The following is a 19,137-nucleotide window of genomic DNA, read 5'->3' as shown; positions in this document are numbered from 1 at the left end:
AACAAACATTAAAGGAAGATTAATGTATAAAAAAATAAAGTGAAGACTTTTACGGGTAGCCCGACTTCCCCTAACTCCCTCGCATTCGCCGAATTTTGAAGGAGGAGTCTTACTGCCCGTTAATGCTGGATAAAATGATATAATTAAATCGTTTCTAATCTTGCTTTAATGTTTTTGAATTATAGTGATACATATTAATAAGAAGAAAAGGAGAATGTTAATGCGAGTTCTTATTGTCGAAGATGAACAAGACTTACAAAATATATTGGTAAAACGATTAAATGCAGAACATTATAGTGTCGATGCATGTAGGAATGGAGAAGATGCCCTGGATTATATAAACATGGCTACCTACGATTTGATTGTGCTTGACATTATGATTCCAGGAATAGATGGTTTACAAGTATTACAAAGATTACGCGCGGACAATAATACAACTCCTGTCTTGCTTCTTACAGCTAAAGATACAATTGATGATCGTGTAACAGGACTCGACTTAGGTGCGGATGATTATTTAGTAAAGCCGTTTGCTTTTGACGAACTGTTAGCAAGAATTCGAGTGTTAATGCGAAGAAAAACAGGAAATACATCTAATGTGTTTGAAATCGCTGACCTAGTGGTAGATTGCAATATGCATAAAGTAACACGAGGAGACCAAGTTATCACTCTTTCCAGTAAGGAATTTGCTATTTTAGAATATATGATTCGTAATAAAGAAGTTGTGTTGACACGAGATAAAATTGAGCAACATGTGTGGAATTACGATTATGAAGGTGGCTCGAATATTATTGATGTTTACGTCCGCTATCTTCGTAAAAAAATTGATAGCCAGTTTGAAACGAAGTTAATTCATACAGTGCGAGGAACTGGTTACGTATTGCGAGTAGAATCATGAAAAGACTATCAATAAAAATGAGAGTAACCCTGTGGTATACGGGGCTAATTGTAATTATTATGGCACTCGTGTTAGCTTTTATTTTAACTTCTTCAGATAAAGTTTTGCTTTTTAATATGAAAGATAAATTGAAGAGCACAGTAAAAGAAAGCATGGAAGATATCGAATATAAGCATGGACAATTAAAGATGGACGATGATTTTGAAGCCTTAGAAGATGGCTTAAATATAAGTATTTATAATAAACAAGGTGAGCTGCTAGCAGGAAATAGTCCTACAAGCTTTAATAAAAATATATCGCTTAAATCTGATGAAATACAAACCATTAAAGACGGTAATAAAGAATGGATAGTATATGATTTTCTCCATAATGCAGGCGGCGATGAGCAAATCTGGGTTCGTGGAATAATGACTATGAACCAATTATCATCAACGATGAATACGCTTATCGTGGTAACAATCATCTCATTCCCATTACTTATTCTCATTGCGGCAGTCGGAGGATATTTTATTACGCAAAGAGCGTTTCGACCTGTGCAACAAATGAGTGATTCAGCTAGTAAAATTGGTGATGGTAAAGACCTTTCGAAAAGAATTAATTTACAAGGTTCACCAAAAGATGAAATGTATCATTTAGCACAAACCTTTGACAAAATGTTCGAGCGATTGGAGACATCATTTGAAAGTGAAAAACAATTTACATCTGACGCATCTCATGAATTAAGAACACCAACATCTGTTATTATTTCGCAATGCGAATACGCTTTATCACAGAGGAATAATCCGAAAGAAACGGAAGAATCGTTAGAAGTAATTTTAAGGCAATCACGTAAAATGTCCACTCTAATCTCACAACTCTTATTATTGGCAAGAGCTGACCAAGGGAAACATAATACTTTCCAATTTGAATGTATCAATATGAGTGAATTAACGGAAATCGTCGTAGAAGAGCTCTCATTAATGGTGCAAGAGGCTTCGATTGATATAACAACTAATATAGAGGAAGACCTCTTTATTAAAGCAGATCAAACATTGATGATGCGTTTATTAATGAATTTACTAACGAATGCAATTGCATATAGCAAAGCGAGTGGAACTGTGAATATGCAACTATTCCGTGATGAAACCAACATAATAGGTAAAGTCTCTGATAATGGTATAGGCATCAGCGAGCAACATATTACTAAAATATGGGACCGCTTCTATCGAGTTGACGCAGCACGAACATCTTCAAACATCGGAAACACAGGTTTAGGATTGTCTATGGTAAAATGGATTGTCGAACTACACGGAGGAGAAATTACAGTTGAAAGTGAATTAGGAGAAGGCAGTACTTTTACATTTAAACTACCAATTGAAAAACAAGCATAATTTATGCGCATCTGTCGCTTCAAAATAAAGATTGATATTTAAAGGCTCTCTACAATCCTTATGTAAAAATAACTGACGCATTTTAAACATCATCGATTTTATCATTTTGGACAACCTATTCTGTTAAATTGATATACATGCGAAAAAACTATCGAAATAAAACCCCAGAAATCCAACGGTCTCTGGGGCTCCATTATATATTTAGCTCTTTTTGCTTTTTGTTTTGTTTATGTCTATACAGCAATTTTCGACTTATTAGAGAAATCACTAATAAGGTCAGAATTAATAAGATAAGTTGCATAAATGATAAATCAAAATATTTAGCACCTGTAACGATTAAAAGTGTAGAAATCGTGCCTTTTACAACGAAAAAAATAATAACCCATAACCCGCCTTTTTTCCAGTTCATTTTATATTACCCTTTCCTACGTTTAAATTCTTAAAATATTTAATGATAGTTCGTAAATATGACAACTTAATAGAAATCTATTATATTAACAAAAAATTCATGTCTAATTAAATGCGACGATTCTATATTAAGTGAAAATGATATTCATTGTCAATTTTATTGATTATTTGAATACTTATTCTCAATCTCTTTCTACTTTGTTTCTTATAAGCAATACACTTTTATATTCAAACAAAAACACCTCCATTACATTTGCACACTTAGTATGCGAATGCAAGAGGTGTTTTTTTCATATACCATCAGGTAAGATTTCCTGCTTTGTTTATTTCTTGATACTTAGCTATTTTTTAGTACACGATAACTGGATCATAAGTGTTCAAACTATCATATACAGTTTTTGCAACATTAGGAAGAAGGTTCACACACCCACCTGATCCTCCTGTTAAATAAGCATTATTTGCCCAGTCTTTTCGCCAACCGGCATCGTGGAACCCTTGACCGCTATTTGTGAATGGGACCCAGTAATCTACTTTAACTGCATAATCAGCTTTACCTACTGCGCTGCCTCTGAGCGTGTATGGTGTTCGTTTATATAGGACGTACCAAACACCTGGTGATGTATCTTCACCCGTGCTATGTTTACCCGTTACTACATTTGTTGTAACGACTAATTTTCCATCTTTATAAATCCAAATTTGTTGCTCTGCAATTGAAACTTCCGCATACGTGTCTCCGATGCCATTATTCGCTGTTGTTTTATAACCGATACCTTCCTTCTCCCAACCATTTCCGTGAATATTAGAAGCAGAAAGCGACTTTTCGCCTTTCTCAAAGGCTTGTTGAACTTGTTTAGTTTCTTTTTCAACATCTAGTGCCCAGCCGTAGCCTTGCCCTTTTACTGATATAACTGAACCGGAATGCGTTTTAAATGAGAAATCTTTATTTAATGTTGATTTGGCATTATTAATTTCAGTAATTTTCTTCTTAATGTCACTCGCATCAATTGTAACTTTCATATCCTTTGACATAGAGGCATTTTGAATTAAATCTTTCGCTTTTAAAGGATAAACTTCATCCTGCACTTTATACTCAACAGACTGCCCAAGAAGATTCTGTAGTGCTTTCTCCTCTTTTTTGACAATCGGATCGTCTTCTTTAATAGGTTTTATGTATGCAGACTTCAGGTGAATTTCGCTTTTATATTTTTGCTTATCGTAATCTTTTAGTAGACTAGTAACGTCATACTGTTTTCCTTCAACACTTTTCGAAATAACTATTTTTCCTTGTTCTAGCTTCGCCATAGCATCTTGAGGCGCTTTTAATTTTTCATTCATAGAGATGAGCGTTTCTTCTACAAGTTTTTTCATCGTTTCACTACGATACTGATCTGCCTTCTCTGGTAGTAATGAATAATTTTCTCCCTTTGAGGAAGGGAAAAATGTCCACTGACTTTTTAATAGTTTCTTAACTTGAGGCAAATCTTTTTCCGTAAGTTCCGTTTTTGTATCTTTTTCATCTAAAATTTGTTGTTGATCAACATAGACTTTGTTTGCTAGTCCAGATGTCTTTAATTTCTGTATTGCCTGATCAGCGCTCAGACCACCAACTTTTGTGTCATTAATTGTAACATTCGAATTGAAGTGAGTTGCCTGATAATAACTCATTCCCCCAATCAGAAGTGCAATTACACCAATACCCACTGCGATAAACTTCCAATTTGTATAACGTTTTTTTGATCTTACTCGTTTTTGATCAATTTCTTCAACTGATTCATTTGTTGTATTGTTGTTCATCAATCTTTCCCCCGTATGCATTAACGTCAAACGATTTTCAACTAAAATCATAGACTAGTGTACCTTATTTTTCCTAAAATTTCATTATTTCCGACCACATTTTATCGCAATTTAATAATTAAATTTAGATTTTTTAATAGTACGATGCATTGAACAGCCCTTTACAAGTCATAAAGTGAAACTTAAATCAACCGTCACACCAAGAGATTTAGCTTAATATTCTAGGGGGAAATTTTTCTCTTTACGTAAAATACGAATTATATTCTCCATTTTATGAACATCAACCCCTAATTTTGTCAAAAAAATAAACGATAGTCCTTCTACATCTTAGATAGAAAGAATACCGTTTTTTCAGTTAGAGTATTTGTATAATCGCTTAACTTTTTACTTCCTGAAGGTCAAACGTGATGAAGATGATGAAATTTCATCTCATAGCCTTTAAATGAAAAACATTATGTTTTTTATGACAATCAAGTTTATTTTTATAAATTAAACCCTTAGCTTGATGCCTCCCATATATCCAGCAGCCTAAGATTAAGTAAGAGTCCATTCAACTAGATTTTTTCTAATATTTTTAGGTGCATCTTATTTCGCCTCGTCATATTTCACTAATTGAATTTAAAACACATCCGTATGCTATTTAGTAAAATTTACGATTCGAGACGTAATTATTGCAGTAATCAAGATAATAATAGCGGTTATCAAGCCAGATTCTCCAATCCAAATCTCAGTTTGATACCCTGTACTTGCACGTGTGAAAGGTCCTTGAATAATGGCATTCCAAGTAGCATGGATGATAACCGAAGGCCAAATGCTACCTGTGATAAGTCGTAAATAAGCTATAATATAACCGAATGGTACAATACAAAGATAGATACCAAGTACTGAAAGAACGACAGATGGTCCTGCTACATATAGACCAGCAATAACTATTGGAACATGCCACGTTGCCCAAATCAATCCACTAATAAGGATGGGCCGTGAAAACTCTGCATCGACTAGCCTTGTGAGCATATAACCTCGCCAACCCATTTCTTCTCCCAAAGCCGGGATTAAGCCAAGCAAACTTCTGAAAATGCCGCTCAATACTACTAGATAAATGAAGTTGAATGGTGCCGTTACATACTGAAGCCCAAGCATATTGTAGATCGGTTCTAAAATAAACATACCAACTTCGGGATACTGAAACCCCGCAATTCCGCTCAACCAGGCGATAGAATAAGTAATTCCACAAATAATCATAGGGATTAGCAGAGCAAAACCAATCCCTTTCCATATCTTTAAGTTACCGAGACTAAAAGATACATCTTTAAACCCTTCTTTCAGTATTATGCGAGTCAAAATAGAAGATAATGCTGGGGTAAACATATATACCACAATAAGCGGCATACTTTTCGTAATTATTACTACTACATTTAGGATAATAGAAGTAATGATTAAGATACTCAAAAAGAGTTGAAGTCCTATTTTAGCACGTTGGATTTTATCTTTATTGTGGAACGATTTTGCGTGTAATATCATTTTAATCCGCCCTTCCCCTTTCATTCACTTGTTTATCGAATTTACTTCTTGTCATTTCCACAGACACAACTTAGAATAAAAATGTTTTTGTATACAGATTCATTCATCTTTAAAATCCCTCCCCAATTTATAGTCTAGTCTTACTTACGACTCATCAATGTAATTATTATTTATAAGTTGTCATAACCGATAGTACAAAAGTGTAATGATTAGTCTATGACCTGTGTCAATTAACCTTATGACAATATGTAACTAGAAAATATGATATGGAATAGATAACAATTGAATTAAGGCAATTGATTCGTTCAAGTACAATGAATCAATCTTGCTTTACAAATAATTCAATTGAGGTGGAAAAAATGAATAAGAAAAGCATAATTGCAATGGTTAGTACAGCTTTATTAGTCACAGGATGTGTAGAAGTAGGAAAGGCTCAAACAGTAGCAGTCGAAAATTCAGGTCAATCAATACAAAAAAATATAGTTAAATCCATACAATCACAGGCTTACCCATTAAAAACGATAGAGCCGTCAAAATCATTTGAGGATTTAAAACCACTTAAGAAAATGATTGGGAGCGCGCAATATGTGGGATTAGGAGAGAATACTCATGGAAGCTCTGAAATTTTCACTATGAAATTTCGCCTTGTGAAATATTTGGTTACTGAGATGGGTTTTACAAATTTCGCAATGGAAGAAGATTGGGGAAACGGCTTAAAGCTAAATGAATATATCCAAACAGGAAAAGGAAACCCTAGGGAGTTTTTAAACTTGTTATATCCTACTGATGAAATTATAGCCATGATTGAGTGGATGAAAGATTATAATGCCGATCCATCCAATAAAAACAAGATCCAATTTATCGGGCTCGACTTAAAGGAATTGGACCAAGGTTGCTTTAATAAAGTAATTGATTATGTAAAGCTGCATCGACCAAATTTGCTGGCAGAAGTAGAAGAAAATTATAAAGAATTGTCGGCTTTTAATGGAAGTACACAGGAATATATGGACCTTGCTCCTGAAATAAAAGAAAAGTTCAAAGCAAACGCTGAGAGAGTAGCTCGATTACTAAAAGATGAGAATAAACAAGCCAACACAGAAATAGTTTCACCCGAGTACATCTGGGCGAAAGCAACGGCAAGTGCAATAGAGAAATTTACCACAATGCTAATTCCTAACGACTATCCAAGTATGTTAAAGCTACATGAGCAATACTTGGCCGATCATGCAATGTGGGCACAAGAAACATTTGGTGGTAAAACGATGGTATGGGGACACAATATTCATATTGCTAAAGGAATTATCGATGAGAAATTATACCCTTATGTTGCGGGGCAATTTTTGAAGGAACGTTTAGACAATAATTATGTCACAATTGGTAGTACAACTACGAAGGGGAATTTCACCTTATACAGCGAATATGATCCTTCTACTGGAGGTAAGATTACAACGCGTGCGATTCCACAAAATGTAAATAGTTTTAACTATACCCTCGGAAAAGTACCATATAACATGTTTTTATTGGATAACCGTCACCTTAAAGGACAAGCAGAGAAATGGGTTAAAGCCAAAAGACCATTACTAAGTATAGGGGGACAAATATTCCCAAACGAATCGACATACTTTGATAAATCATTGCTTGAGCAATTTGATATTATTTTTCACATTCGAAAAACAAGTCCATCTCATATTAAATAAAAGTACAAAACAATCCCGTTCTTGCAAATGCAAAAACGGGATTGTTTTGTGGAGGATTAATAAAATGAAACTTTATTCAGTAGGGGTTTTGTTCATCCCAACTGATTATCAGCCCTCACCAATCGGGCTTTTACGGACAGCCCGACCCCCACCTAACTTCTTTGCTTCCACCTGAATTTTGAGGTGGGGGTCTTACTGCCCGGCAAATAGCGGGATATAAGCATCTTTTTAACCAGCAGTAGGCTGCTCTCCCCTTTTTAGCATCATTTAGAAATGTCATATGACACTTTTACACTAGTGAGAATGACAAAAAAAGCAGTATGATTCGGTTATTACATAGATAGGAGCGATGAACTTTATGAAATCAAAATTCATCCAGAATGGTTATTTTTTATTGCTAACTTTCGTTACAGGATTGTTTTATTTTTGTTTTTATCTAATAGCTCTGCTATTTAGTTTCACCCTTTCATTTACTGTTGTTGGGATTCCATTAATTATGCGCGTACTACAGACTACCACACACTTTATCCAATTCGAGCGCATACAGACGAAAATTTATACAGATATTTCAACAGACTCTTACGATAGAAATATAACAATGGATACATCGAACTGGGCTCAGGTGAAATTAGTGCTTACAGATCGTTGTACTTGGTCTGCTGTCTATTGGTTAATGCAGAAATTTGTGATTGGCATTTTCAGTCTTATTAGTGCAATCATTTTTTATGTAATGCCACTTATGTTCCTGTTGGCACCACTACTGTATCGATACATCGATATGAATATTATATTCATACAGATAGATACGTTTGCCAAGTCACTCTTTGTAATGTTTATGGGTATAGTATTTACCGCCATAAGTATTAGAATAGTAGAAGGTTTGACACAGAAAATTGGGGGCTATACACGTAGTATGATTCAGCAACTAAATCAATAGAAGTTTGCAGTCTGTGAGTAGTATCGCAGTTTTAAATTAAAAAGTATAATAAGGCATGAAGGATTAATTTATACTATAGGAAGTAAAAAGGTAGGCTATTTAGGGGGTAAATGACTTGTTAGATATGGTTAAGTATTGGTTTTGGTACGATTGGATTATGTTAGGAGTCCGTATACTTGTTAGTGTCTCTATCGCCATAACCACATTAGATTTTCAGGATAGTTTAACATTGCCACTTTGGATTGTTATTTTTTGGGAGGTTGTTGCCTTCTCGATTCCATGGGTAGCCTTACTGTTCAATTACAAATATTACTTGTTCACAGAAATACTGCTATATGGTGGACTGTGTATATATTTAACCTCTTTATTTCCGGAAGCTAACGTTACATTTCTGATATCGGCTTTTCTAATTGCTGCGAATAGTAAGCATTTGTCCTATTATTGGACAGCTCCAACAACAGTTTTTATAACAACTGGAATTCTCTATGCGGTTGCGCCAAGTAATAGCTATTGGATTTTGGTTACCTACTATGGACTTGCTTATGTAATGGGCTTCGCTTTTCATTTATTAATCGTCAATCATAAACAAAATGAATCAATTCGTAAACAAAACGCGGTACTTGAGCAATATATGTCTCAGATTGAACGCATCACACTGGCGGAAGAACGGAACAGACTGTCGAGTGAGCTTCATGATACAGTTGGTCATGCTTATACTTCTATTATTATGGGGATGGAAACGTTGCGTACCGAACTTTCTACTGAAATGGGTATACAGAGGCTAGACTCTCTGCTTGAAATGGGACGGAAAAGTATCGAGGACGTGAGAGGTTACCTACATCAAATGGATTCTTCATGTCAATCGCCTTCCTTAATTCAATCTCTACAAAATCTTGGAGCCGAATTTCAGGAGCACGCTCAGGTAAATGTAAGTTTTAGGACATTCGGAGAGGAATATCAGCTGTCTCGGCAAGCGAAGATCGCATTCATTCGTTGCTTACAAGAGTCCCTTACGAATGCAGTACGTCATGGTCAGGGGACTGAAATTATAGTTTCATTGCAGTTTGACGAACAATATACGAGGTTAGAAGTTCAAGATAATGGAAAAGGAAATGTAGAATGGCAGGAAGGCTTTGGTATGAATGCGATGAAAGAACGGGCAATGAACTTGCAAGGTCAATTGTCTGTATATACAAAGCCAGAGGAAGGAATGCTTGTTACATGTACCATACCGCGACAAACTGAAATAAAAGATGGACTTATTCGTTTGTTAATTGTAGACGATCAACCATTTGTTCGGGAAAGTTTGAGGACACTACTCGATAGATATGAAGATTTAAATGTAGTCGGTTTAGCTGAGGATGGCAATGAAGCCATCGATTTGTGTGGGCGCCTTCAACCCCATGTTATACTTATGGATTTAGATATGCAGCACATGGATGGAGTCGAAGCAACCAAAAAAATCAAGCAACAATGGCCACATATCCGCGTATTGATTTTCACAACTTTTCAGGATACCGAACAGGCGTTGGAATCCCTTCGCAACGGTGCGGATGGTTTTTTACTCAAATCTATTGAAACATTGGAGCTAGCTAATACGATCCGACTTATTCACAAAGGTGGGACACTGATTGATCAGGGAATGTCTCACAAAATATTTGAGAAGTTTGATGAGCAAAAAGAGACACCACAATCAAAAGCAACCGCTTATGAGCTAACAGCTAGGGAGATAGAAATATTGCAGCTAGTGGCAAAGGGACTTCGATACACTACCATAGCATCAAGGTTATATTTATCGAATGGTACGGTCAGAAATTATGCTTCCACAGCTTATACAAAGCTAGGAGTCCGCAACAAAGAAGAAGCTGTTCAAAAGGCTCTAGAAATTGGAATTATTGAATAAGAAAAATGTTTTTTGTTTCTCTACAGCAAGGTAAAATGTAGTTACAAGATACAGTAAAGGATAAAGTGAAACTTTAATCAGTGGGAGTTTTGTTCATCCCCCACTGATTATCAGCCCTCACCAATCGGGCTTTTACGGGCAGCCCGCCCCACCTCACTTCTTTGCTCTCGCTGAATTTTGAGGTGGGGGTCTCACTGTCCGTTAATGCGGGATAAACTTATGAATTTAGTTGAATATTATTTTTGATAGGTAATTTTTTTGAAAAATTTAACCCTGTTTTAAAAAATTTAAATAGCGTTACTACATATTGAATGTAGCAACGCTATTGTTTTCTATATTAGAAATTAAACATCTTTATTATCGCTATACGGAAGACAGTTTCAGGTCTTTTCATGTGGGGATTCCTCTAAACCAGTCCCCCCTAATTCACTTGTTGTCTCTGAAAATAGTCATTTAAAAATATAGTTGCTAATTTCATTTCACTCTTCCTTGCACCCAAGTGGCAATATCATTTATAACATACTCTGGGATATTAGCAGGACTATACTATTCATCCGATTGACTTAATTCTCCTTCTCCTTCTGTAAAGAAGTGATTTAACTTTTGATACAGTCAATAATCAATGTTATCTCTCTCTTTTAATTGTTATTTCCAAAAAGGATTATCTATCATTCTTTATAAATTGCAAAATTTAAGGTCGGCAAAGGATTTCTATTTTTTATAAACAGGTGGAATGCTTTGTGGAAAATTGAAAATATCTTCTGGATCGTATTTAGCTTTCACTTGAGTCAATCGTTTAAAGTTTTCACCATAATATAAATCCGACCAATCTTTCATTGAGAGGTCAGGTGTGTTAACATAGACACCTTTCGTAAAAGGAATTAACGCGTGACGAAAAGCTTCTACCCAACGAATCCCTTGTGCAGCTCCCTCAGGTTTGTCCCAAGTGGAAAATAACACCATATTCATTAGAGCTTTTCGATAAAAATAAGCAGTTGCTTCCTCGGGTACTGCAGAAACAGTCCCCCCTAAGCCCTGAAAAAATATAGAAACAGTAGAATTAGGTGGAGATTGACTCATAAAATGTTGAATCGTAGCAATACCTTCTTCAGGTAATAAAGAATCCATAAAAGGTGCTACGCTTTTAAATGGAAAAGGAGTTGTAGGCTGATGATTGGATATTAACGTTATAGCTTCTAAATAAGAGAGTTCTTTTATGTCTACCTTTATAGGTGATCCAATTTTGAGAAGTGGTTGTATCAATTTCTGTAAGTCTGTAACTGATCCATGAAAAATCCCATGCATCAACACAGGAGCTGTCTTTTCTGAAGACAATAATAATGTAGGAGTAAAGCGTTTATCAGAAGTAGGTAGAGTATACTTTTGCCATTCCTGTATAACGGCTTTTAAATCTTGATGCCTCCAACTAACTTCAACAAAACCAACAGTCTTAATTTCCTGAGTACGAAAGCGAAAAGATGTACAAATACCGAAACTTCCGCCTCCACCACGTAAAGCCCAAAATAGATCAGGATGCTCCTGATCATTAACCTGCAATACACAGCCGTTAGCATCAACCATTTCTATTTCTACGACATGATCAAGTAGTAGTCCTAATGGTCGAGAAAGAATACCTTGCCCACCACCTAGCGCTATTCCTGCGATAGCTGGTTTAGGACAGACCCCATTAGGAATAGCTAATCCCTCTTTCCCAAGAAGCTCAGCTAGATGGAGATTTTTACAACCAGCTCCTACTGTAACAGTTTTTGATGTTGGATCTATTTTTATTTGATTTATCTCACTGACATCAATTACAATACCACCATCTAAAACTGACAAGCCTTCATAATTGTGCCCTCCTGAACGTACTCGGATAGGTACGTTATTATGTAACGACCATCGTACTGCATTCACAACGTCTTGAGTATTTTGTGCAAAGACAATAACAAAAGGGAATCTATTAAAAAATGTGTTGAACGCTTGACGTGCTGAATCATATTGCGCTTCACCAGGCGATACAATACGTCCTGTTAAACTTATATTTTCATCATAGAGCATATAGAAACCTCTCTCTCCGTACAAAAATTTTTAATGCTATCATGCTAATAATATGTATGTAAAAAAAAGTAAGAACCGCCAATTATATTGGTGATTCTTACTTTTTTTCATAAAATTAAACAAATCCGTGCAGCTTTTAAATCGACAAAAGCCGTTTTTGAGCCTTTATTTTTACTATATGGCGTAGTGACGCATACCTATCAACCTTGCTTGATGGTGATAGGACACGGCAACAATCCTTTCTCTTTCGGGCTACTCATTATAAATAATAGATTTTCAGGGTGAAACTTTAACTTATGAGATTATAGCATTACAAGCTTTAAAGAAAACTCATACAAATTAATCCTATTAAATAAAACTTGCCAATGGCCCCTAAAAGTAGTAATCGTTGCCGCGCCCCTTCTTAGATAAAAGATAAATTTTTAATTTAAAATCTAAAATAAATAGTTTATGGACTGTAGTGCTAGTCCACCTATTATTTCTAAATTTCTTGTACCCATTCAAAATAATCAATAAAACGAGGTCCGATTATGTCTATACTTCGTATAAATAACATCATTACATTAATCTTTTTTCGGGAGTACAATCCCTTTATATAATTGAACTGTAATCAAGTAATAAATCGAGTAAATTACTACAAAAATAACAAGTGGTAACCAAATACGAAAGTACGGATCGATTAAAAGCGATCCAAACATGTTCATACCAACTAATATGTGAGTAATCCCCACAATTGCTGGGAATAAGAATATGAAGAATAACTCTTTATAGATTGATTTTGTTAATAATTCTCGGCGAACACCAATTTTACGAAGCATTTGATAACGTGCTACATCTTTTGATGCTCCCGACAGAACTTTAAACATTAAGCAACTTGCCATCATTGCTAAAAATGCAACTCCAACGAAAAAGCCCATAAACATTAGTCCGCTGGAAAAATCATGACTCGTAATATATTTTTGATACTTACTATCCAATTCTTCCGCTTTCACATTTTTATATTTTGCTATCTGTAATTCATCAAGTTTTTTCCATTCTTTTATGTATGATCCAAAATCATCTGTTTTCCCTATAAATACAGTACTTTCTTTACCCTTCAACCCATCGTATATGTTTTGTTCTACAATTTTGATTTCATAATCAGGATACATATAATTTGGCTGGATCGTTCTGAAAGCCTGAATCCATTGTTTTGTGTCGATCTCTCCTTTAACCCATTTTATTGAAAATGCACCAATTGGTATTTCCTCTGAAACTTTCTCTATTTTCATACCTTGCAAGAAAGGACGATTTTTTTCTACATCTTCTTTAAGATAATAAACATACCTATCATCAACTTTGTAATGGTATTCAAATTTTTCTTGAAATAAGATACCACCCAAAATTGTCTTTTCTTCCGCAGTTGGATTATGAATGACTGAATCGTAAATTCGCATTTGATCTGTCATGTTTATAATGTTGTTTTTAAATGCCATACCACAAGCAATTCCACCAGCACCAAGAGCCACTAAAATTGCTACTGTTGCAAGCACATTTGTTAGACTATTAATGCGGAAATTTAATTGTGCAAAAGTAAAAGCATTGAGGCCTTTTTCACTACGTTTTTTATTACTCTTTAGCTTGTTAATCATAACTGGAAGAAGGGATCCAAATATAAGGTAAGTACCAACGGTTGCTGAGATTAATCCGACGGCCATTAATCCCAAAGCAATTAGCGGATTTGCATATGACATATAGATCAGTGATGCATAACCAATACCTAATAAAAGAATACCAAGGAATGCAATTACAACTGTCATTTTTCCTTTTATGGCAACACGTTCTGTTTGTGCATCTGCATGTACAAGTTGCAGTACAGAAATACGCGATAATTTAATACTATTCATAATTGCAGATAATACAAATAGTGCAAAGAAGAAGACGCAAGTAATAGCTATTGATGGCAGATAAAATGCTTTATAACCTTCACCAGCAAACTCGAGTTGTTTCATTAATAACTGACCGATTCCTTCTGCAAGTCCTACACCAACTGTAATACCAATCGCAAGAGACGCAGCGCCTAATACGATTGTTTCGATAAACATAAGTAATGTAACTTTATGCTTTTTTGCTCCTAACATCATATACATACCAAATTCTTTTTGACGAAGAGCTGATAAGAAAGAGTTTGCATATAAAATATAAAAAAATGTGATAACCGCTAACAAAAAGGAACCAATTTTAAAGACAGCCACAATATCCCTAATAGAAGAGTTAGATTCAAGGAACGTTTTATTGGATGCTAGCGTTTGAAACATATAAAAAGTTGAAATAGAGACAATAAGACCAACAAGTAAAACAATGTAATCTTGCAACTTACTTTTTAGGCCTGACATAGAAAGCTTAAATAACATGATTGAACTTCCTTCCTTACGCTTTTTGTGTGCCTAAGTTTGCAAGCACGTCTAAAATTTCTTTATAGAATTCTTCACGGGTACCACCGCGATGAATTTCTTTATATAACTCACCATCTTGAATGAATAAAATACGCTGACAGTAACTCGCGCTATAAGGATCATGCGTAACCATCATAATGGATACACCTTGCTCTTTATTTAAGCTTGTCATGGCATTAAGTAAACTCGTTGCATTTTTAGAATCTAGAGCTCCAGTCGGTTCGTCTCCCAAAATAATTGCTGGTTCATGAACTAACGCACGTGCTGCTGCAGAACGTTGCTTTTGTCCACCAGATACTTCAGAAGGATATTTTTGAAGTATAGCTGTAATACCTAACATATCAGCTACTTTTTCTACTTTCTTTCCAATATTACGAGATGAAACACCTTGAAGTGAAAGTGGGAGTGCGATATTTTCATAGATAGATAAATTTTCTAATAAGTTAAAGTCTTGGAAAATGAACCCTAACTTTTGTGAACGAAAATCAGAAAGTTCACCTTGCTTCATTCTCGTAATATCCGTTCCTGCAATTTCAACAATGCCGCCTGTCGCTTTATCTAACGTTGAAATTACATTTAATAATGTTGTTTTACCAGAACCAGAAGGCCCCATAATACCGACAAACTCCCCCTCTTGAATTGAGAATGATACACCTTTTAATGCATGTGATTGATTCTCACCTTTTTTACCGTACAATTTTTGAATGTTTTTTACATCTACAACTGGCTTTATCATTTATATCCTCCTACATTTTTTATTTCATTACAATAAGCTACTACGTTTGTTTACTACTAATAAAATAGTCATATTGCATTCACCCTAAAGCTACAATGAAGTCTTTCCTTTTTTCTTCTTTGCTCACCTCATCACTTTGAATACACCCATGATAAACTATGAAAATTAGGAAACACCCTGTAAAATCCTTAAGAATTCTTAAGTTTTATAAAAAAAGCTTATGGAACCTGTAATTCCATAAGCCGGTCTATTTGATTGGATGTTCAACAATAAAGGACATCCAGCCATCTTCATATTCTGCATGTATATTACCATCATGAAGTTCAACAATTCTTTTTGAGATAGCAAGTCCCAGTCCATTTCCTTGATCATTTTTTCTTGCCTTATCACCCCTGAAAAACCTTTCAAACAATTTATTTGGATCGCTAACAGGCGGTCTCTCGACTTTATTTGATACTTTTAAAATTGCTTTGTTATCCATTAATTCAAGACATATGAATAATTGGGATGGTTTCATGCTGTACTTTATCGCATTCATAAACAGATTTTCATATACACGTACCATTTTTTCTGCATCTATGAAGATAGGTATTATTTCTTGTGTAATTGATTTTTGAACGATTAAACTTTCCTTTTCAAATATAGGAATGTATTCTCCAACTATTTGCTCCAACAGACCTGATAAATCAACTTCATTAAGATTTAACTTAGCATCTATGCCTGATAAACGAGTATATTCAAACAGCTCATCAATTAAATATTTCAGTCTCTGTGACTTTGAATAAGTGGTTTCAAGGTATTCCTGTAATTGTGTGTTATTGTTGTATTGCCCTCTTTTTAATAAATCTAAATAACCAATAATAGATGTCAACGGTGTGCGTAAGTCATGAGATACGTTAGTTATGAGTTCATTTTTTGTACGTTCTAATCGTCTTTCTTGTTCAAATGTATTTTCCAATTCCTTAGACATATAGTTGATATTTTTAGCAAGTTGGGTCAATTCGTCCTTCCCCTTAATCCCAATTGTTAGACCTAGTTTTCCATTGGCAATATCATTCACGTTATCAGAAATAAGCTTCAAATATACTATTTTCTTTCGAACCAATATCAAAAAAAGTATAATAAAGGTAAAGATTGCGAACGCGAATAAGAACAACATTGCGACATTGAATTCAAACATACCAAATTCTTCGTGTTTTATAAATAATGGATCTATGACGTATGCCAAAATGAGGATTGTTAAACCAAATGAAATAAAAAAACTAATTGCAACAGCACCAAGAAGTTTTATAATGATCTTATTTCTGAAACTAACATTCTTCATATTTTATACCCAATTCCCCAAACAGTTTTAATGTAAATGGGATGTTTAGAATCCTCTTCAATTTTGTCTCTTATTTTTGTAATATGCACCATGACGGTATTGTCTGATTTATAAAAAACCTCTTTCCAAACTGCTTCATATATTTTTGCTACACTCAGGACAATCCCTTTGTTGCGGGCAAGTAGTTCGAGAATAGCAAACTCTTTTGGAGTTAACCTTGTTTCTTTTCCTCTTACCCATACTTGACGTGTATCTGTATTTACGGTTAAGTCACCAATTTCTAGAATGCTTTTATTATGTTCTACGGACGTATTGTATTTTTTAAATCTTCTTAATTGGGATTTCACTCTAGCGATTAATTCTAATGGGTTAAACGGTTTTGATAAATAATCGTCTGCACCAGAGGCTAGGCCCTGAATTTTGTCTATATCCTCAGATTTTGCAGATAGCATAATGATAGGCATATTGCGATCTTCCCTAATTTTCATACATGCTTCAATGCCATCCATATTCGGCATCATAATATCTAAAATAACCAAATCAAATTCCTTTTCTTCTAACAGTTGTAAAGCTTGTATAGCATCTTCTGCCTTTTGAGTTTTTAGGCCTTCATTTTCTAGATATACAGAGATAAGATTTCTAATCTCTTTATCATCATCAACAATAAGAATTTTTGACTCCATATTATTCCTCCACATTAAATGCAATAAGTATACAATAAAGCATATATTTGTTGTTACTTAATTAATAAACTTACTAGAGATAGTTTCTATCTTTTTTTCTTTAATTAAGACGATTCTTTGTAAAATACACAAAAAGACCGTCACAGTATTGTGACGGAAAAACAGGAAAATTTCAATAACTAATACTATTATTATTTATTTTTAGCTTTTAAGACACCCAGCGCTATTTTGGTTGCTTCTGCAATAAGCTTATCATCGTATTTAGCATCCTCTTTATCATGATTAGAAAGTATCGCAAGAACAATTGGCTTTTTATTTGGTGGCCAAATAATTGCGATATCATTTCTGGTTCCATAAGATCCCGAGCCCGTCTTATCAGCTACTTCCCATCCTCCTGGAACTCCAGCACGAATTAAGTTGTCTCCGGTAGTATTCCTTTTCATCCAATCTATTAATAAATCCCGTTTCTCAGTTGAAAGTACATCTCCTAACGCAAAAGCCTGAAGACTAGTAGCTAATGCCTTTGGGGTACTAGTATCATGTACGTCTCCTGGATGCACTTCGTTTAACTCTGGTTCAAAACGTTCAGGATTTGTAACGGTATCTCCTATTTCTCTCAGTGATTTTTTGAATTCGCTAGGTCCACCTAATTGTTTAAGAATAAGATTTTGTGCAGTATTATCACTATATCGAAGGGAAGCATCTGCAAGCTCTTTCAGAGTCATCCCCCTATCAACATACTTTTCTGTAATTGGATTGTAATTAACAAGATCTTCACGAGTATACAAAACTCTTTGATTTAGATCTTCTATTGATTTCTTTTGTAAAAGTACTCCCACAGCTAAAGCTTTGTGGGTAGATGCGTATGCAAACCGTTTATCTGATTGATACGTAACGGTTTGATTCGTATCAGTGTCCAATGCATAAATACCAAGTTTAGCATCAAATTCTTTTTCAAGTTTAGCAAAAGAATCATTACCAGTAGTTTCTTGTTTGATTTGATTTGTTTGTTTCGTTTGTTTAAGTGATTCAGATTGAGTATTACCATCGGAACAGCCTATAAGCGTTGCACATGAAAGAAATACTACAGGTACCATCTTTTTGTAATGTAAAATGTTAAAAAACTTGTTTAAGACTATCATACATTTTCAACCTCTTTCAAGAATATATAGTTTTTCTAGGTGTTATACATACCGACACAATGAAAAAGTCTATCGGATATCACTCTTCTTGCATCTCACTTTTCATAAAGTGAAATGCAAGAAGCCCTCACCAATCGGGCTTTTACGGGTAAATAGCGGGATAAAATGAGCGAATTATCATGAACACCTGTTTTATACGTATACTTAATAGACAACTTAAGTAACAAGTTTGTT

Annotated in this window: 14 protein-coding genes and 1 pseudogene; 5 read left to right on the top strand and 10 right to left on the bottom strand. The window is 34.7% G+C overall.

Going from position 1 to position 19,137, the window contains the following annotated elements; all coding sequences use genetic code 11:
• Window positions 1-220 precede the first annotated feature (220 nt).
• Both MR167_RS14910 and MR167_RS14905 read left to right on the top strand, forming a co-directional pair.
• Window positions 221-895 (top strand): response regulator transcription factor, encoded by a 675-nt coding sequence (locus tag MR167_RS14910; RefSeq protein WP_001264535.1) that lies wholly within the window; start codon window positions 221-223, stop codon window positions 893-895.
• Window positions 892-2,265 carry a sensor histidine kinase gene (locus tag MR167_RS14905; protein WP_242314907.1) on the top strand — a complete coding sequence of 458 codons (1,374 nt, stop codon included), beginning with the start codon at window positions 892-894 and terminating at the stop codon, window positions 2,263-2,265. The genes MR167_RS14910 and MR167_RS14905 overlap by 4 nt, the downstream gene beginning before the upstream one ends.
• A gap of 193 nt (window positions 2,266-2,458) precedes the next feature.
• On the opposite strand, the gene MR167_RS14900 is transcribed toward MR167_RS14905, so the two are convergent.
• The 3 genes from MR167_RS14900 to MR167_RS14890 form a co-directional block, all read right to left on the bottom strand.
• A complete protein-coding gene (locus MR167_RS14900; RefSeq protein WP_001104104.1) occupies window positions 2,459-2,674 on the bottom strand; it encodes a hypothetical protein in 216 nt (71 codons plus the stop codon).
• A 347-nt stretch (window positions 2,675-3,021) separates the two neighbouring features.
• Window positions 3,022-4,467 carry a L,D-transpeptidase family protein gene (locus tag MR167_RS14895; protein WP_001064072.1) on the bottom strand — a complete coding sequence of 482 codons (1,446 nt, stop codon included), beginning with the start codon at window positions 4,465-4,467 and terminating at the stop codon, window positions 3,022-3,024.
• Between the two features lie 636 nt (window positions 4,468-5,103).
• On the bottom strand, window positions 5,104-5,988 hold the full coding sequence (locus MR167_RS14890; protein ID WP_242314906.1) for a CPBP family intramembrane glutamic endopeptidase: 885 nt from the start codon (window positions 5,986-5,988) through the stop codon (window positions 5,104-5,106).
• Between the two features lie 359 nt (window positions 5,989-6,347).
• On the opposite strand from MR167_RS14890, the gene MR167_RS14885 reads away from it, so the two are divergent.
• The 3 genes from MR167_RS14885 to MR167_RS14875 all read left to right on the top strand — a co-directional run bounded on the left by MR167_RS14885 (window position 6,348) and on the right by MR167_RS14875 (window position 10,525).
• Complete coding sequence (locus tag MR167_RS14885) at window positions 6,348-7,685, top strand: erythromycin esterase family protein (protein WP_001036324.1); 1,338 nt, start codon at window positions 6,348-6,350, stop codon at window positions 7,683-7,685.
• Between the two features lie 358 nt (window positions 7,686-8,043).
• The gene (locus MR167_RS14880) at window positions 8,044-8,622 is read left to right on the top strand and encodes a sensor domain-containing protein (RefSeq protein WP_000836848.1); all 579 of its coding nucleotides are present in this window, start codon (window positions 8,044-8,046) and stop codon (window positions 8,620-8,622) included.
• Window positions 8,623-8,737: 115 nt separating this feature from the next.
• Window positions 8,738-10,525, top strand: coding sequence for a helix-turn-helix transcriptional regulator (locus MR167_RS14875; protein ID WP_000886420.1), 1,788 nt, complete (start codon window positions 8,738-8,740; stop codon window positions 10,523-10,525).
• Between the two features lie 474 nt (window positions 10,526-10,999).
• Here MR167_RS14875 and MR167_RS14870 read toward each other — a convergent pair.
• The 7 genes and pseudogenes from MR167_RS14870 to bla all read right to left on the bottom strand — a co-directional run.
• Window positions 11,000-11,194 (bottom strand): annotated as a pseudogene (locus MR167_RS14870) (alpha/beta hydrolase); the annotation flags it as partial.
• Between the two features lie 42 nt (window positions 11,195-11,236).
• Window positions 11,237-12,583, bottom strand: coding sequence for an FAD-binding oxidoreductase (locus tag MR167_RS14865; RefSeq protein ID WP_000964999.1), 1,347 nt, complete (start codon window positions 12,581-12,583; stop codon window positions 11,237-11,239).
• A 563-nt stretch (window positions 12,584-13,146) separates the two neighbouring features.
• Window positions 13,147-14,976, bottom strand: a complete 1,830-nt coding sequence (locus MR167_RS14860; protein ID WP_242314905.1) for an FtsX-like permease family protein — start codon at window positions 14,974-14,976, stop codon at window positions 13,147-13,149.
• Between the two features lie 16 nt (window positions 14,977-14,992).
• Window positions 14,993-15,754, bottom strand: a complete 762-nt coding sequence (locus tag MR167_RS14855; RefSeq protein WP_000595165.1) for an ABC transporter ATP-binding protein — start codon at window positions 15,752-15,754, stop codon at window positions 14,993-14,995.
• A gap of 247 nt (window positions 15,755-16,001) precedes the next feature.
• On the bottom strand, window positions 16,002-17,078 hold the full coding sequence (locus MR167_RS14850) for a sensor histidine kinase (protein WP_106082053.1): 1,077 nt from the start codon (window positions 17,076-17,078) through the stop codon (window positions 16,002-16,004).
• Window positions 17,075-17,761: a response regulator transcription factor gene (locus tag MR167_RS14845; RefSeq protein ID WP_000444082.1), complete on the bottom strand. Its 687-nt coding sequence runs from the start codon at window positions 17,759-17,761 to the stop codon at window positions 17,075-17,077. The genes MR167_RS14850 and MR167_RS14845 overlap by 4 nt, the downstream gene beginning before the upstream one ends.
• A 191-nt stretch (window positions 17,762-17,952) precedes the next feature.
• Window positions 17,953-18,903 carry a class A beta-lactamase gene (gene bla, locus MR167_RS14840; RefSeq protein WP_000636466.1) on the bottom strand — a complete coding sequence of 317 codons (951 nt, stop codon included), beginning with the start codon at window positions 18,901-18,903 and terminating at the stop codon, window positions 17,953-17,955.
• Window positions 18,904-19,137: the final 234 nt, after the last annotated feature.

This window comes from Bacillus cereus group sp. BfR-BA-01355 (assembly GCF_022663675.1).
Taxonomy (GTDB): domain Bacteria; phylum Bacillota; class Bacilli; order Bacillales; family Bacillaceae_G; genus Bacillus_A; species Bacillus_A thuringiensis_S.
This window is presented reverse-complemented; position numbering and strand designations above follow the sequence as displayed.

Coding starts and splice junctions, on each gene's coding strand:
- MR167_RS14880 (WP_000836848.1), top strand. CDS start 8,044: ATGAAATCAAAATTCATCCAGAATGGTTATTTTTTATTGCTAACTTTC.
- MR167_RS14905 (WP_242314907.1), top strand. CDS start 892: ATGAAAAGACTATCAATAAAAATGAGAGTAACCCTGTGGTATACGGGG.
- MR167_RS14845 (WP_000444082.1), bottom strand. CDS start 17,761: ATGGAGTCAAAAATTCTTATTGTTGATGATGATAAAGAGATTAGAAAT.
- MR167_RS14855 (WP_000595165.1), bottom strand. CDS start 15,754: ATGATAAAGCCAGTTGTAGATGTAAAAAACATTCAAAAATTGTACGGT.
- bla (WP_000636466.1), bottom strand. CDS start 18,903: ATGATAGTCTTAAACAAGTTTTTTAACATTTTACATTACAAAAAGATG.
- MR167_RS14910 (WP_001264535.1), top strand. CDS start 221: ATGCGAGTTCTTATTGTCGAAGATGAACAAGACTTACAAAATATATTG.
- MR167_RS14885 (WP_001036324.1), top strand. CDS start 6,348: ATGAATAAGAAAAGCATAATTGCAATGGTTAGTACAGCTTTATTAGTC.
- MR167_RS14860 (WP_242314905.1), bottom strand. CDS start 14,976: ATGTTATTTAAGCTTTCTATGTCAGGCCTAAAAAGTAAGTTGCAAGAT.
- MR167_RS14895 (WP_001064072.1), bottom strand. CDS start 4,467: ATGAACAACAATACAACAAATGAATCAGTTGAAGAAATTGATCAAAAA.
- MR167_RS14865 (WP_000964999.1), bottom strand. CDS start 12,583: ATGCTCTATGATGAAAATATAAGTTTAACAGGACGTATTGTATCGCCT.
- MR167_RS14890 (WP_242314906.1), bottom strand. CDS start 5,988: ATGATATTACACGCAAAATCGTTCCACAATAAAGATAAAATCCAACGT.
- MR167_RS14850 (WP_106082053.1), bottom strand. CDS start 17,078: ATGAAGAATGTTAGTTTCAGAAATAAGATCATTATAAAACTTCTTGGT.
- MR167_RS14900 (WP_001104104.1), bottom strand. CDS start 2,674: ATGAACTGGAAAAAAGGCGGGTTATGGGTTATTATTTTTTTCGTTGTA.